Source organism: Nocardia sp. NPDC003269, assembly GCF_042888005.1.
Classification (GTDB): domain Bacteria; phylum Actinomycetota; class Actinomycetes; order Mycobacteriales; family Mycobacteriaceae; genus Nocardia.
Genome location: NZ_JBIAPA010000002.1, coordinates 1419290 through 1433020 on the forward strand (window position 1 = coordinate 1419290; position 13731 = coordinate 1433020).

The window sequence follows — 13731 nt, forward strand, 5'->3', positions numbered from 1 at the left end:
GCCACCGGGTTTGCGGGGCCCGTGATCGCTGCGGGCGCAACCGAATGGCTAACACCGCCCAAATCGGCATAACCGCAGGTGGGGGTGCATTTTCTGAATTCGGCGGTACGATCGGGGCGGAAGAATCGCCGGTCACCGCATCGGGCCCGCGCGCCCCATACGGCATCCGTAATCCGGCCCTGACCTGGGGGTCGGGTTCGCAATCGGCGGGCGTCGTGGGTACGGTCGCACAGACCGTCCGGGTAACCGGCGGTAGATCTAGCAATGAACGATGAGACGGAGGAACCGTGGCCCTTCCCCAGCTGACTGACGAGCAGCGCGCCGCTGCTTTGGAGAAGGCGGCTGCCGCTCGCCGTGCTCGGGCGGAGCTCAAGGAGCGCCTGAAGCGTGGCGGTACCAACCTGAAGCAGGTCCTCACCGACGCCGAATCCGATGAGATTCTCGGCAAGATGAAGGTCTCTGCGCTGCTCGAGGCTCTGCCGAAGGTGGGCAAGGTCAAGGCTGCCGAGATCATGACCGAGCTGGAGATCGCCCCCACCCGGCGGCTCCGTGGCCTGGGCGACCGTCAGCGCAAGGCGCTGCTGGCTCGCTTCGACTTCGACGCCTGATTCAGGTGGTCGAACACACGCGGAAGGGTCGGCTGGTTGTACTGGTCGGCCCCTCGGCCGTGGGTAAGTCCACGGTCGTGCGGTGCGTGCGGGAACGCCTGCCCGAACTGGTATTCAGCGTGTCGGCGACGACCCGGGCCCCCCGGCCCGGGGAGGTCGACGGCCGGGACTACCGTTTCGTTTCCCGAGCCGAGTTCGACGCCATGATCGCGGCGGACGAACTGCTCGAATGGGCGGACATCCACGGGGGGTTGCAGCGATCGGGCACCCCCGCGGCCCCGGTGCGGGAAGCACTGGCGGCCGGACATCACGTTCTGCTCGAGGTCGATCTGGCCGGTGCGCGCTCGGTCCGGCAGGCGATGCCGGAAGCGCTGCTGGTGTTTCTCGCGCCGCCGAGCTGGGAAGAACTGGTCTCGCGCCTGCGGTCCCGCGGCACCGAGACGCCCGAGGTGATCGAGCGCAGACTCGAGACCGCCCGGGTCGAATTGGCGGCCTGTGACGAGTTCGACACGGTCATCGTGAACAGCGAGGTGACGACCGCCTGCGAGCAGTTGGTATCGTTATTCGTTAGCACAAATTCGAGTTCTTGACCCACTAACCCCGCAGGAGCCTCCCCTAGTGAGTACGGACATCGCAGCCGCGCCCGCGTACGACACCCCGATCGGCCTCACCAACCCGCCGATCGACGAGCTGCTCGAGCGCACGTCGTCCAAGTACGCCCTGGTGATCTACGCCGCCAAGCGCGCGCGTCAGATCAACGATTACTACAACCAGCTCGGTGACGGCATCCTCGAGTACGTCGGCCCGCTGGTCGAGCCCGGCCTGCAGGAGAAGCCGCTGTCGGTCGCCATGCGTGAAATCCACTCGGACCTGCTCGAGCACACCGAGGGCGAGTGACAATCTCTTTTCCGGAGGCGTAGAGACCATGCGGATCGTCGTCGGGGTCGGCGGGGGCATCGCCGCCTACAAGGCGTGTGCCCTCGTTCGCCGGTTCACCGAGACCGGCCATCAGGTGCGGGTCATCCCCACCGAGTCGGCCCTGCAGTTCGTCGGTAAGGCGACCTTCGAGGCACTGTCCGGCCAGCCGGTGCACACCGGCGTGTTCGCCGATGTGCCCGAGGTGCCGCATGTCCGGATCGGCCAGGAGGCCGATCTCGTCGTCATCGCCCCCGCCACCGCGGACCTGATGGCGCGCGCCGCTCAGGGCCGCGCCGACGATCTGCTCACCGCCACCCTGCTGACGGCTCGATGTCCGGTGCTGTTCGCGCCCGCGATGCACACCGAGATGTGGGAGCATCCGGCGACGGTGGCCAATGTCGCGACGCTGCGAGCGCACGGCGCCAATGTCATGGAACCCGCGTCGGGCCGGCTCACCGGCACCGACACCGGTCCGGGCAGGCTGCCCGAGCCGGAGGAGATCTTCGGCCTGGCCTCGCTGCTGCTCGAACGTCCCGACGCGCTGCCCCGCGACCTCACCGGTCGCCGCGTGGTGATCACCGCCGGTGGCACCAGGGAACCGCTCGATCCGGTGCGTTTCCTCGGCAACCGCAGCTCGGGCAAGCAGGGCTACGCCCTGGCCAGGGTCGCCGCCCAGCGCGGTGCCCAGGTGACGCTGATCGCGGGCAACACCATCGAGCTCGCGCCGCCCGCCGCCGTGGACCTGGTCCACATCACCACCGCCGACCAGCTCAAGACCGCGGTCGACAAGCACGCGCTCGGCGCGGACGCGGTGATCATGGCGGCCGCGGTGGCCGATTTCCGTCCGACCCATGTCGCCGCTGCGAAGATCAAGAAGGGCGCTGACGAGCCCGACGTGATCCCGCTGACCAAGAACGAGGACATCCTCGCCGGCTTGGTCGACGCCCGCACCGACGGCAGGCTCGCCGGCACCGCGATCGTCGGCTTCGCCGCCGAGACCGGAGACGACAACGGTGACGTGCTCACCCACGCGCGCGCCAAACTGGCCAGGAAGGGCTGCGATCTGCTCGTGGTCAACGCGGTCGGGGAGGGCAAGGCGTTCGAGGTCGACACCAACGACGGCTGGTTGCTCGGTGCCGACGGCACCGAACAGGCCCTCGATCACGGCTCCAAGGCGTTGCTGGCCAGCCGGGTGCTCGACGCGCTCGTCCCGCTGCTGCGCTGACCGGGTACGGTCGCCGAAAGCTTCGCGAGATCTGTTGCGCTGCAATGATCGTCGCGCAGTGTACTGCGTACGGACACCGTCCGTGGGCGCCTTCGCCGCTTCGGTGAACAGTCCGGGACAGTCTGTGTGCACTGCGCCACCTCGTCGGTGGTTTGGAATAGTCTGAGAAGAAGGGTTGTGCGGTAGCACCGAGAAGTTACCGTCACAAGCCGACACGAGTAACCCGTTGAGGGAGAGGGAATAACTGTGCGTACGACAGGTAGTCGGCTATTCACCAGTGAGTCCGTGACGGAGGGGCATCCGGACAAGATCTGTGACGCGATCAGCGATTCCATCCTCGACGCGCTGCTCGCGGCTGACCCGCGCAGCCGGGTCGCGGTGGAGACTCTGGTGACCACTGGTCAGGTCCATGTCGCGGGCGAGGTCACCACCTCCGCCTACGCCGACATCCCGCGGATCGTCCGGGAAAAGGTCCTCGAGATCGGATACGACTCCTCCGCAAAGGGTTTCGACGGCAACTCCTGCGGTGTGAACATCGCGATCGGTGCCCAGTCGCCCGATATCGCGCAGGGCGTCGACACCTCGCACGAGGCGCGCGTCGGCGGGTCCGACGACGAGATCGAGCGTCAGGGCGCCGGTGACCAGGGCCTGATGTTCGGCTACGCCACCACCGACACCCCCGAGCTGATGCCGCTGCCGATCGCGCTCGCGCACCGGCTCTCGCGCAAGCTCACCGAGGTCCGCAAGTCCGGCGTGCTGCCGTACCTGCGTCCCGACGGCAAGACCCAGGTCACCATCGAATACGACGGTGACAAGCCGGTCCGGCTCGACACCGTGGTCATCTCGACCCAGCACGCGGCCGATATCGACCTGGACAACCTGCTGGCCCCCGATATCCGGACGAAGGTCGTCGACGCCGTCATCGGCGATCTGAACCTGCCGACCCTGGACACCTCCGACATCCGCCTGCTGGTCAACCCGACCGGCAAGTTCGTGCTCGGTGGCCCGATGGGCGACGCGGGCCTGACCGGCCGCAAGATCATCGTCGACACCTACGGCGGCATGGCCCGCCACGGTGGCGGCGCGTTCTCCGGCAAGGACCCGTCGAAGGTCGACCGCTCGGCCGCCTACGCCATGCGCTGGGTCGCCAAGAACGTCGTGGCCGCCGAGCTCGCCGAGCGCGTCGAGGTGCAGGTCGCGTACGCGATCGGCAAGTCGGCCCCGGTCGGCCTGTTCGTCGAGACCTTCGGCACCGAGAAGGTCGACCCGGCCCGCATCTCGGCGGCCATCTCCGAGGTCTTCGACCTGCGTCCGGGCGCGATCATCCGCGACCTGGACCTGCTGCGCCCGATCTACGCGCCGACCGCGGCCTACGGACACTTCGGTCGTACCGATGTCGATCTGCCCTGGGAGCACACGGACCGCGCCGACAAGCTGCGCGCGGCCGTCGGCCTGTAAGACCCACCGCCCGCGTGGCAGCGGACGAGACGACGACAGCAGCGGGACACCCGATCGCTCGGGTGCTCCCGCTGCTGTCGCCTGCGCACCTGGACCGTGACTTCGACTATCTGGTCCCCCCGGAACTGGACGAGAGCGCGCAGCCGGGCGTGCGGGTGCGGGTCCGCTTCGCGGGGCGGCTCGTCGACGGATACCTGCTTGAACGTCTCCCGCGCAGCGAGCACACCGGCAAGATGGTGAAGCTCGAACGCGTCGTCTCCCCGGAGCGCGTCCTCACCCCGGAGGTCCTGCGCCTGGCCACCGCGGTCGCCGCCCGCTACGCGGGCACCCGCGCCGACGTCCTGCGCCTGGCCATCCCGCCCCGCCATGCCCGCACCGAGGCCGGCGGCACCAAGAAGTCCACTGCCGCAACAGAACCCGCGGACGCCGCACACGCGTCCGGCGATGCCGCGTCGGCAGCGCAGGCCGAGGCGAAACAGCTGCCGACGGCGATCGGTTCCGGGGGTGCAGCGTCCGGCACGCAGGCCGAGGCGGTACAGCGGACGGCCGTGGCCGGTTCGGAGGGTGCAGCGTCCGGCACGCAGGCCGAGGCGGTACAGCGGACGGCCGTGGCCGGTTCGGAGGGTGCAGCGTCCGGTGCGCAGGCCGAGGCGGTGCAGCGGACGGCCGTGGTCGATTCCGCGTCCGGTGCGGGGGCCGAGTCCGCGTGGCGGCGGACCGCGATCGGTCCCGACGGTGGAGTTGCCGACGCGGTGCCCGAACCGAGCGTCGATACCTCGGCGTGGAGCCGCTATGTGCACGGCGCGGCGTTCGTCGGCGCGTTGCGGCAGCGCCGGGGTGCGCGGGCCGCGTGGCAGGCGCTGCCCGGGGAGGACTGGGCGGCCCGCTTGGCCGAACTCGCCGCGACGGTGGTGGCGAGTGGGCGCAGTGCGGTGCTGATGGTGCCGGATCAGCGCGATCTGGACCGGCTGCTCGCCGAATGCGTTCGGCTGGTGGGGGATTCGGCGGTCGGACTGTCGGCCGGACTGGGGCCCGCGGCGCGCTACCGGCGCTGGCTGGCGGTGCTGCGTGGCCAGGCGCGGATTGTGGTAGGCACGCGGGCCGCGGTGTTCGCGCCCGCGCGTGATCTCGGGCTGATCGCGATCTGGGACGACGGCGACGACACCTACGCCGAGCCACGCGCCCCGTACCCGCACGCGCGGGAAGTCGCCATGCTGCGCGCCCACGAGACGGGTGCGGCGTTCGTCGCCGCCGGGTTCGCCCGCACCGCCGAGATCCAAGCAGTTGTCGAATCCGGTTGGGCCCGTGACCTGCTCGCCGAACGTCAGGTGCTGCGGGAGGTGATGCCGCGGATCAGCGCGCCCGGCGACACCGATTTCGCTCTCGAACGCGATGCGCTGGCACGGGCGGTCCGGATGCCCGGCGTCGCCTTCGCGGCCGCCCGCGCGGCGATCAAGGAGAACGCCGCTGTCCTGGTCCAGGTGCCCCGGCGCGGCTACGTTCCCTCGCTGGCCTGTGCGAAATGCCGGACTCCCGCCCGCTGTCGGCACTGCAACGGGCCGCTGTCCCTGCCGCACTCCACCGACGGTCAGGCGGCGAGCCCGCAGTGCAAGTGGTGCGGGATCACCGAGGCGGCCTTCCGCTGTCAGGCCTGCGGCGCGCGGGCGCTGCGGGCGATGGTGATCGGTGCGGCGCGCACCGCCGAGGAACTCGGCCGGGCGTTTCCCGGCGTGCCGATCCGGGGCTCGGGCGGCGGGGAAGTCATCGACACCGTCGAGCCCGGCGCCCAGGTGGTCGTCGCCACGGTCGGTGCCGAACCGCTGGTGCGCGGCGGCTACGGGGTGGCGCTGCTACTCGACGGCTGGGCCCTGCTCGGCCGGGCCGACCTGCGCGCGAGCGAGGACACGCTGCGGCGGTGGATGGGCGCCGCCGCCCTGGTCCGCCCGCGCGGGCAGGTCATCGTGATGGCCGAACCAGCCCTGCCCACCGTCCAGGCGCTGGTCCGCTGGGATCCGGTCCATCACGCCGCGGCCGAACTCGAGGCGCGCGCCGAGGTGGGGTTCCCGCCCGCGGTGCGGCTGGCCGCCGTCGACGGGACGTCCGCCTCGATCGCGGAGTTCCTCGACGCGGCGGCGCTGCCCGACGGCACCGAGGTGCTCGGCCCGGTCCCGCTGCCGCCGACCGCGCGCAAGCCGTTCTCCGGCGGCGACTCGCCCGCCGAGGTCGAGCGCATGCTGCTGCGGGTCGGCCGAACCGCGGGGGCGCCCCTGGCCCGCGCCCTGACCGCCGCGCAGGCGGTCCGCAGCTCCCATCGATCCGACGACCCGCTGCGGGTGCAGGTCGACCCGGTCGACATCGGCTGATCGGCGCGCCCGGATCGCCGGGCGCGACCCCGCGGACACCTGTCGGATCAGACGCCGCCGCACCCTGCCCTACCATGGCCTCGGGCGAGCAGAGAGGATCGTGGTGGAATTCTTCACGACGCGCGACGGGACCTACGTGGCGAACGATCTGGCGGTCAGCCGCTGGTCGCCGAACCAGCTGCACGGCGTCGCGGTGTGCGGCCTGCTCGCGCTGGAGGCCGAGAAACACAGCCCGGGTGCGGGTTTCGTCCCCGCGCGGCTCTCGGTCGACCTGTTCCAGCAGGTCACCCGGGACCCGATCACGCTGCACAGCGCGGTGGTGCGGGCCGGTAACCGCATCAAGGTCGTCGATTCCTGGCTCGTCCAGCGGGACCAGACCCGAGCCAGGGCGACGGTGACCTTCCTGGCCGCCACCGAGGATCCGCCGGGAACGGTCTGGCAGCCGCCCCGGACCCTGCCCGCCCCCACGGAACGCCGCGACGATCCGCAGGGCGCTCTGCCGCTGTTCAAGTCCGGCGACGCCGACTGGATCGCCGACTTCGGCGCGGCGCGTGACGCCGAGCGCAAGGTCACCTGGCAGAACCTGCCCCCGCTGGTGGCCGGGCAGCCGTTCACCCCGTTCCAGCGGGCCGCCGCCACCGGTGACCTCACCAACCTGGTCTGCCACTGGGGTTCGCGCGGCGTCGGCTACATCAATGCCGACATGACCCTCACCCTGTCCCGGCTGCCGGTGGGCCCGGAACTCGGCATGCAGGCCCTCGACCACGTCGGGAACGCCGGGGTCGCGGTGAGCACCGCCACCATGTACGACCGCGAAGGCCCGCTCGGTACCTGCGTGATCACCGCCGTGGCCAACGACCGGCGCCGGTCGGTCCCCGCCCACCGTGGTGAACCGATGCCGGCGACCGCCGAGGGCTGACACCGGGCCCGATGAATTCGCGCGGTCGCCGTCGTCTGCACTGACGACGGCGCGCGCCCGCGCGTCCCCCGAACCGCGTCCTGGAGGTCCCGTGGCGACAACCTTCTCTCGCGACGAACTGTGGGCGATGACCCACACCGAACGCGCGGCCCTCGCCGATGACCTCGCGCTCTTGGACGACGACCAGTGGGCCCGGCCATCCCTGTGCGGGGACTGGACGGTCGAGCAGGTCGTCGCCCACCTCACCGCGGCGGCGAGTATCGGGCGACTGCGCTGGCTGGCCAGCGTGCTCGGGGCCCGCTTCGACTTCGATCTGCACAATGCCCGGCGGCTCGCCGAGCATCGCGGAGCCACCCCCGCCGAAACCCTCGCCCGGTTCCGGGCGGTCGTCACCAGCACGACGGCGGCGTCCGGGCACACCGCCGCCTGGCTCGGCGAGGTCGTCGTGCACGGCCAGGACATCCGGCGACCACTCGGGCTGTCCACCACCCCGTCGACGGCGGCCGCCACGGCCGTCGCCGACTTCTACGCGAGCCGCGATTTCACCGTGCCGAGCAAGACCACCATCGCGGGCCTGCGCCTGGAAGCAACGGACGGGCCCTTCGCCACGGGCACCGGTCCGCTGGTCAGCGGTCCGACGATCGCGCTGGTCATGGTGATGGCGGGCCGCGCCGCCGGTGCCGACGCGCTCGCGGGCCCCGGTCTGCCGACGGTACTGGATCGTCTGGCCGACCGGACATGAGCTGAGCCCGGTACCGCGGACTCCGCTCAGCGGAACATCGCCCGCTGCCCCAGCGCCCACTCCGCGTAGGCGGTCGCCGGACGGCCGAGCACCCGCTCGATATCACCGCTGACCTGCTGCTCCGCCACGGTCGGCGTGCCGAGGATGGTCAGCGTGTGGTCGGCGACCGCCGCCGGCATGAACCGCAGCATGTTCTCCTTCGCCTGCTCGGCGGTGAGTTCGACGAAGTCGATCGGATCGTCGATGGCCACGGCGAGCGCGGCCGCCTGGTCGCGCGGAGTCACCACGGCCGGGCCGGTGAGGGTGTAGGCGCGCCCGGCGTGCCCGTCTTCGCGCAGGGCCACGGCCGCGACCGCCGCGATGTCCCCCGGGTCGACCGCGGGCAGACCGACATCCCCGAACGGCGCGGCGACGGTCCGCGCGGTGCGTACCGGCTCGATCCAGGCGTAGGTGTTGGAGAAGAACGCGCCAGGGCGCAGCGCGGTCCAGGCCAGGTCGGACTCGGCCAGCGCCAGCTCGAACGCGATGGTCCGCGCGTATCCCGCGGAGTCGGGCCGGGTCACCGCGCCCTGCGAGGACACGAACACCACCCGGCGGATACCGGCGGCGGCTGCGGCCTTCAGCAGGTCGGCCGGTTCGGGGCCGGTCATCAGCTGCTCGCCGGTGATCAGCAGGAACAGGGCGTCCGCGCCCTGGAGTGCGGGGGAGAGGCTGTCGAGGTCGCCCAGGTCGGCGACGACGTGTTCCACGCCCGCGGGCAGGTCGACCGGGGTGGTGCCGCGGGAGACGGCCCTGACCCGCTCGCCCGCCTCGGCGAGCAGTCCGACCAGCTGGCGGCCGATATTGCCGGTGGCTCCGGTGACGACGATCATGAAAACTCCTGAGTTAGTTGGCTGACTAACTCACCGTAGCAATGCTCGACGGAGGTTGTCTATAGTTAGTTGCATGACTGACTCAGTGGCGGGAGTGCGGCCGAAGATCGGCAAGCGGGAGCGGCTCGTCGAGGCGGCCGCGCGGGTCTTCTACGAGCAGGGTGTCGAGAAGACGACCATCGCCGACATCGCCACCGCGGCGGACGTGCCGGTCGGCAACGTCTACTACTACTTCAAGACCAAGGATCAGTTCGTCCACGCCGTGATCGATACCCACGCGAGCGTGCTGGCCGAGATCGTCGCCCGGATCGAGCCGCTGCCCGGGCCCGCCGAACGGCTCAAGGCGATGATCGCGAGCTGGGTGGACCAGCGCGACCTCGCCGCGCGCTACGGCTGCCCGACCGGTTCGCTGGCCGCCGAACTGGACAAGCGGCCCGACGCCTTCGGCGGCGAACCGGCGCGGCTGATGAGCCTGCTCATCGACTGGGCGCGGGCCCAGTTCACCGAACTGGGCCGGCCCGACGCCGCCGAACTCGCCATCGCCTTCGTCGCGTCGTATCAGGGCATCTCCCTGCTCGCCAACACCTTCCGCGACCCCGACCTGATGGTGACCGAGGGTGCGCGGCTGACCCGCTGGATCGACGGGCTGGCCGGGCAGGGCTGAACTCACCCGGCGGGCTGCCATCCCGAGCACAGCAGATCGATCGTGGTGATCCGGTCCCGCTCGGTCGTCAGGAAGACGCGTTGCTCGGCGATCCGGGCCGCGCCGGGAGCGTGCGTGGGTCGCATCCGGACCAGCCAGTGCAGGGCGAGCTTGTCACCGCGCCGTTCGTGGCCGGCGTCGACGACGGTGAAGTCGTCCGGGCCGCCGAACCAGCCGCGGAACCGGTCCATGGTCGGGCCCGCGCCCACTGCGTCGAACGGGCCGGGTGGGATGAGCCCGCGCAGGTGCACCTCGGGGGCGAGGCAGGCGGTCATGGCGGTGAAGTCGCGCCGGATGAGCGCGGCGAGAAACGCGTCGGCGACCGGGGAGTCGGTCGTCTGCCGGGGAGCGGTGGAGGTAGTCATACCGGAAGTGTCGCCCCGCGCGCGGCGGCCGGACATCGGGTGATCACCCGATCTTCGCGGGCTGATCCTCGTCCGGCAGCAGGCCGTGGCGCATCGCGAACACCGCCGCCGACCCCCGGCTGTGCACCCCGATCTTGGTGTAGATGTGCTCGACGTGGCTGCCCGCGGTGCGCGGGCTGATGCCGAGGACCTGCGCGATCTCGCGGGTGGACCGGCCGCGCACCAGCAGCGCGAGGACATCGAGTTCGCGCGCGGTGAGCCCGGCGACCTGGGCGCGCTTGCGCGGCCTGCGACCGTCGGCGGCGGCCAGCACCGCCGCCACGGCGTCGCCGTCGAGCCGGCCCGCGGTCACCTCGGCGCGCAGGACGCGCGCCCGGTCGTCGGGGTGGGTGGCCGGGCGATGCGGGCGGTCCTCGGCGAGGGCGCGCGCCATCTGCGCGGCGGCCAGCAGACGCGCGGACGGAGGCAGCATCGAGCCGGTGAGCCCGCGCGGATAGCCGGAACCGTCCATCCGCTCGTAGACCATCGATGCCGGTCCCGCGAGCTGCGCGAGGTGCGGGCTGCGGGCCAGGATGCGTTCGGTGAGGTAGGGCACCATCCGCACGCGTTCGCGTTCGCTCGGGGTCAGCGGGCCCGGTTTGTTCCAGATGCCGGTGGAGACGCCGATGGTGCCGAGCCGACACACCAGCCCGGCCCGGCGCAGCGTCGTCGCCTGCTCGGCGGGCAGGCCGTATTCGCGGGCCGCCGCCGCGGCCAGCTCGGCCACGGCGCGTGAATGGCCGAGGAACCAGGTGGCTTTCGCGTCGGCGTAGTCGGCGAACACCGTGAGCACCTCGGTGAGTTCGGCCTCGGGAACGGGGCGGTCGAGCGCGGCGCAGCCGTCGATGACGTGTTGCCAGGCGTCGACCCGGTCCAGTCCGTCGAGCAGCGCGCCGTCGTCGCGAACGCACAGCTCGACCAGCTCCGGATCGAACTCGGTGCCGCTGCGCGAGCGCAACATCCGCACGGCGGCCTCGACGCCGCCCATCCGGGCGTGCACCTCGGCGTCGTCGGCGATGTGCACCACCCGCATCACCGGGATGATCCCGTCGCCGCGCAGGCCGGCGGGCACGCCGTGGCCGTCCCAGCGTTCGAAGGCCTGCGGCAGCGCGGTGCGCACCGCAGCGGGCAGGTCCAGGCGCTCGGCGATGTCGGCGGCGGTCCGGCAGTGGGTGAGCAGGGAGTCCATGCTGTCGCGCACGCCGCCGGCGAGGAAGCGGCTGGTCACCGAGATCCGGTGGAGCGGGGAGCCGGTCGTGGCGAGGTGGCCGAGCAGGAAGGTGAGCATCGGCAGCCCGGTCTTGTCGATCTGGTAGCTGTCGGCCCTGATCCGTAGGTCGTCGCCGAACCAGCGCGCCATCTCGGGGGAATCGGCGACGCAGCCGACCCAGGCCAGCAGCGAAATGTAGTACGCGGCAGCGCGATCGGCGTCGGACAGGCCCGCGGCCGCGGCGAGCCGGGTGGCCAGCACGGTCTGGCGCAGGACGTGCTCCTGTGGCTGGCCCAGACCGAGGTCGGTGGCCAGCGACAGCGAGGCGACCAGTTCGGCCAGGCGCATCGGCCGGCGCGGCTCCGTCATGGTGAATTCAGAATACCCCTTGCATTCGATGCATTGCCGATATATCGTCGATAGTGTCAAGAACAACGAGAGAGCCTGAGGAGGCTGTCATGCACAACGCAGAGAATCGAGAATTCGGACACTTCGGTCGCGGTCGTGGACCCGGCCACGCGGAATTCGGTCCCGATCGGCGGCAGTTCCGCCGGGGTGGGCGACACGGGCACGGTCCCGATTTCGGACCGGGCTTCGGTCCCGGGTTCGGTCCGGGTTTCGGACCCGGCTTCGGTCGTGGACGCGGCCGCGGCGGCCGGGGCAGGCGCGGTGACGTGCGTGCCGCGGTGCTGCTGCTGCTCGCCGAGCGGCCCATGCACGGCTACGAGCTGATCCAGCAGATCCGCGAGCGCAGCGACGACATCTGGCGTCCGAGCCCGGGGTCCATCTACCCGGCCCTGGCCCAGCTCGAGGACGAGGGACTGGTGCTCATCGAGAAGGTGGCCGGTCGCAAGACCGCCCAGCTCACCGGTGAGGGCAAGGCCTACGTCGAGGCCAATACCGAGGAACTCGGTGACCCGTGGGCCGAGGTCAAGCAGGATGTCGGCGCCCAGGCGCTGGATCTGCGCGGCCTGGTCGGACAGGTCATGGGCGCGGTCGGTCAGGTCGCCCAGGTCGGGACGGCGGAGCAGGCGGCCAAGGCGGCCGAGGTGCTCACCGAGACCCGGCGGGCGCTGTACCGCATCCTCGCCGAGGACGACATCGCGCCCGCGGGCGACGTCACCGACGAGAAGTGACGCCGCGGTGTCCCCAAAAATTAGGGGCAAAGATTACCCGGTTCTGAGGATGCGAAACCCGAACGAGTGGAGTACTTGTTTGGGATATGGAACAGCGGAATCGGTTGTGGGTTTGGGGAACTGCACAAAAACGACGCGCGGGCGCGCTAGGCCTGGTCCTGGCCGCCGCGCTGGGCGGATGGGCGGCGCCGCTCGCCGCCGCGGAGCCCGCGGGCTACCGGCCCGCCGTCGTCCCGACCGAACCGGGGCCGCGGCAGAGCGATCACCTCGCCGCCGCACGCTACATCGACGACCACCCGTCCGCTGTTCCGCAGGGGCTCAACGACTTCGGCTGTAAGCCGACCGCCGGGCATCCGCGTCCGGTGGTCCTCGTGCACGGTACCGACTCGAGCGCGTACTCCGATTGGGCGGGTATCGGTCCGCAGCTCGTCGACGCGGGCATGTGCGTGTTCGCCCTGAACTACGGCGGCGCTCCGGGCGCCGACACCTACGGCACCGAGGACATGCGGGTCAGCTTCGCGCAGGTGGGGGCGTTCGTCGACGACGTGCTGGCCGCGACCGGGGCGACGAAGGTCGACCTGGTCGGCTTCTCCCAGGGCGCCACGGTCAGCCGCTTCTATGTCAACAAGCTCGGTGGCGCGGCGAAGGTCGGCACCTGGGTCGGCCTCGCCTCGCCCAGCTACGGCGGCGTGATGTACGGCCTGGTCCCGGTGGGACAGGCGGTGCCCGGCATGATGGACGTCTTCGCCAAGGTCACCTCGACGGCGGCGGTCCAGCAGGCTCAGGGCGAACCGCTCATGGTCGAACTCAACGCGGGCGGCGACACCGTGCCCGGGGTCCGCTACGTCACCGTCGGCAGCCGCGTGGACGAGATGATCCAGCCCTTCGACAACATCGCGCTGCACGGCGCGGGCGCGGAGAATCTCGTCCTGCAGGATCTGTGCGCCGACGACCTGACCGGTCACTTCCACATGGTCTACGACCCGTTCGTGCAGCAACTGCTGCTCCAGGTGCTCGATCCGGCGCACGCGCCCGCTCCGGTGTGCGCACCGGTCGCGTTCGGCACCGGCATCCCGCAGGTGATCATCGCCGGGAACTCCTGACGACCACGCCGGACGGGAGCACCGGCGGCGGTCACTAGAATAGGACGACCGCACTTCGTCCAGCCGGGAG

At 71.1% G+C, this 13731-nt stretch carries 14 protein-coding genes; 11 read left to right on the forward strand and 3 right to left on the reverse strand.

Annotated features, from left to right (window positions below):
- Positions 1 to 287: 287 nt before the first annotated feature.
- The 8 genes from mihF to ACFYWJ_RS16980 all read left to right on the forward strand — a co-directional run bounded on the left by mihF (position 288) and on the right by ACFYWJ_RS16980 (position 8233).
- Positions 288 to 608 (forward strand): integration host factor, actinobacterial type, encoded by a 321-nt coding sequence (gene mihF, locus ACFYWJ_RS16945; RefSeq protein ID WP_043653536.1) that lies wholly within the window; start codon positions 288 to 290, stop codon positions 606 to 608.
- 5 nt (positions 609 to 613) lie between these two features.
- Complete coding sequence (gmk, locus tag ACFYWJ_RS16950; protein ID WP_280344195.1) at positions 614 to 1198, forward strand: guanylate kinase; 585 nt, start codon at positions 614 to 616, stop codon at positions 1196 to 1198.
- Positions 1185 to 1505: a DNA-directed RNA polymerase subunit omega gene (gene rpoZ / locus ACFYWJ_RS16955; protein WP_373867119.1), complete on the forward strand. Its 321-nt coding sequence runs from the start codon at positions 1185 to 1187 to the stop codon at positions 1503 to 1505. The genes gmk and rpoZ overlap by 14 nt, the downstream gene beginning before the upstream one ends.
- Positions 1506 to 1533: 28 nt before the next feature.
- A complete protein-coding gene (gene coaBC / locus ACFYWJ_RS16960) occupies positions 1534 to 2751 on the forward strand; it encodes a bifunctional phosphopantothenoylcysteine decarboxylase/phosphopantothenate--cysteine ligase CoaBC (protein WP_218721690.1) in 1218 nt (405 codons plus the stop codon).
- Positions 2752 to 2997: 246 nt separating this feature from the next.
- The gene (gene metK / locus ACFYWJ_RS16965) at positions 2998 to 4209 is read left to right on the forward strand and encodes a methionine adenosyltransferase (protein WP_355281347.1); all 1212 of its coding nucleotides are present in this window, start codon (positions 2998 to 3000) and stop codon (positions 4207 to 4209) included.
- 14 nt (positions 4210 to 4223) lie between these two features.
- Positions 4224 to 6572, forward strand: coding sequence for a primosomal protein N' (locus ACFYWJ_RS16970; RefSeq protein ID WP_355281344.1), 2349 nt, complete (start codon positions 4224 to 4226; stop codon positions 6570 to 6572).
- A 103-nt stretch (positions 6573 to 6675) separates the two neighbouring features.
- Entirely contained in the window at positions 6676 to 7491 is an 816-nt protein-coding gene (locus ACFYWJ_RS16975; RefSeq protein WP_355281342.1) for an acyl-CoA thioesterase domain-containing protein, read from the forward strand.
- A 91-nt stretch (positions 7492 to 7582) separates the two neighbouring features.
- Entirely contained in the window at positions 7583 to 8233 is a 651-nt protein-coding gene (locus ACFYWJ_RS16980; protein ID WP_387162560.1) for a maleylpyruvate isomerase family mycothiol-dependent enzyme, read from the forward strand.
- Between the two features lie 26 nt (positions 8234 to 8259).
- On the opposite strand, the gene ACFYWJ_RS16985 is transcribed toward ACFYWJ_RS16980, so the two are convergent.
- A complete protein-coding gene (locus ACFYWJ_RS16985) occupies positions 8260 to 9105 on the reverse strand; it encodes an NAD(P)H-binding protein (protein ID WP_355281340.1) in 846 nt (281 codons plus the stop codon).
- Positions 9106 to 9178: 73 nt separating this feature from the next.
- Between ACFYWJ_RS16985 and ACFYWJ_RS16990 the strand changes: the two genes are divergently transcribed.
- Positions 9179 to 9769: a TetR/AcrR family transcriptional regulator gene (locus tag ACFYWJ_RS16990; RefSeq protein WP_355281338.1), complete on the forward strand. Its 591-nt coding sequence runs from the start codon at positions 9179 to 9181 to the stop codon at positions 9767 to 9769.
- A gap of 2 nt (positions 9770 to 9771) precedes the next feature.
- On the opposite strand, the gene ACFYWJ_RS16995 is transcribed toward ACFYWJ_RS16990, so the two are convergent.
- Both ACFYWJ_RS16995 and ACFYWJ_RS17000 read right to left on the reverse strand, forming a co-directional pair.
- On the reverse strand, positions 9772 to 10173 hold the full coding sequence (locus ACFYWJ_RS16995) for a nuclear transport factor 2 family protein (protein WP_355281337.1): 402 nt from the start codon (positions 10171 to 10173) through the stop codon (positions 9772 to 9774).
- 43 nt (positions 10174 to 10216) lie between these two features.
- Positions 10217 to 11791, reverse strand: coding sequence for an HD domain-containing phosphohydrolase (locus ACFYWJ_RS17000; RefSeq protein WP_355281335.1), 1575 nt, complete (start codon positions 11789 to 11791; stop codon positions 10217 to 10219).
- Between the two features lie 89 nt (positions 11792 to 11880).
- Between ACFYWJ_RS17000 and ACFYWJ_RS17005 the strand changes: the two genes are divergently transcribed.
- Positions 11881 to 12558, forward strand: coding sequence for a PadR family transcriptional regulator (locus ACFYWJ_RS17005; RefSeq protein ID WP_355281333.1), 678 nt, complete (start codon positions 11881 to 11883; stop codon positions 12556 to 12558).
- An 86-nt stretch (positions 12559 to 12644) separates the two neighbouring features.
- Positions 12645 to 13661 (forward strand): alpha/beta fold hydrolase, encoded by a 1017-nt coding sequence (locus ACFYWJ_RS17010; RefSeq protein WP_355281332.1) that lies wholly within the window; start codon positions 12645 to 12647, stop codon positions 13659 to 13661.
- Positions 13662 to 13731: the final 70 nt, after the last annotated feature.

What these genes read in the sequence shown, in the direction of transcription:
- coaBC (WP_218721690.1), top strand. Translation starts at nt 1,534, where the DNA reads ATGCGGATCGTCGTCGGGGTCGGCGGGGGCATCGCCGCCTACAAGGCG.
- ACFYWJ_RS16985 (WP_355281340.1), bottom strand. Translation starts at nt 9,105, where the DNA reads ATGATCGTCGTCACCGGAGCCACCGGCAATATCGGCCGCCAGCTGGTC.
- ACFYWJ_RS16990 (WP_355281338.1), top strand. Translation starts at nt 9,179, where the DNA reads ATGACTGACTCAGTGGCGGGAGTGCGGCCGAAGATCGGCAAGCGGGAG.
- ACFYWJ_RS16995 (WP_355281337.1), bottom strand. Translation starts at nt 10,173, where the DNA reads ATGACTACCTCCACCGCTCCCCGGCAGACGACCGACTCCCCGGTCGCC.
- ACFYWJ_RS17000 (WP_355281335.1), bottom strand. Translation starts at nt 11,791, where the DNA reads ATGACGGAGCCGCGCCGGCCGATGCGCCTGGCCGAACTGGTCGCCTCG.
- ACFYWJ_RS17005 (WP_355281333.1), top strand. Translation starts at nt 11,881, where the DNA reads ATGCACAACGCAGAGAATCGAGAATTCGGACACTTCGGTCGCGGTCGT.
- ACFYWJ_RS17010 (WP_355281332.1), top strand. Translation starts at nt 12,645, where the DNA reads ATGGAACAGCGGAATCGGTTGTGGGTTTGGGGAACTGCACAAAAACGA.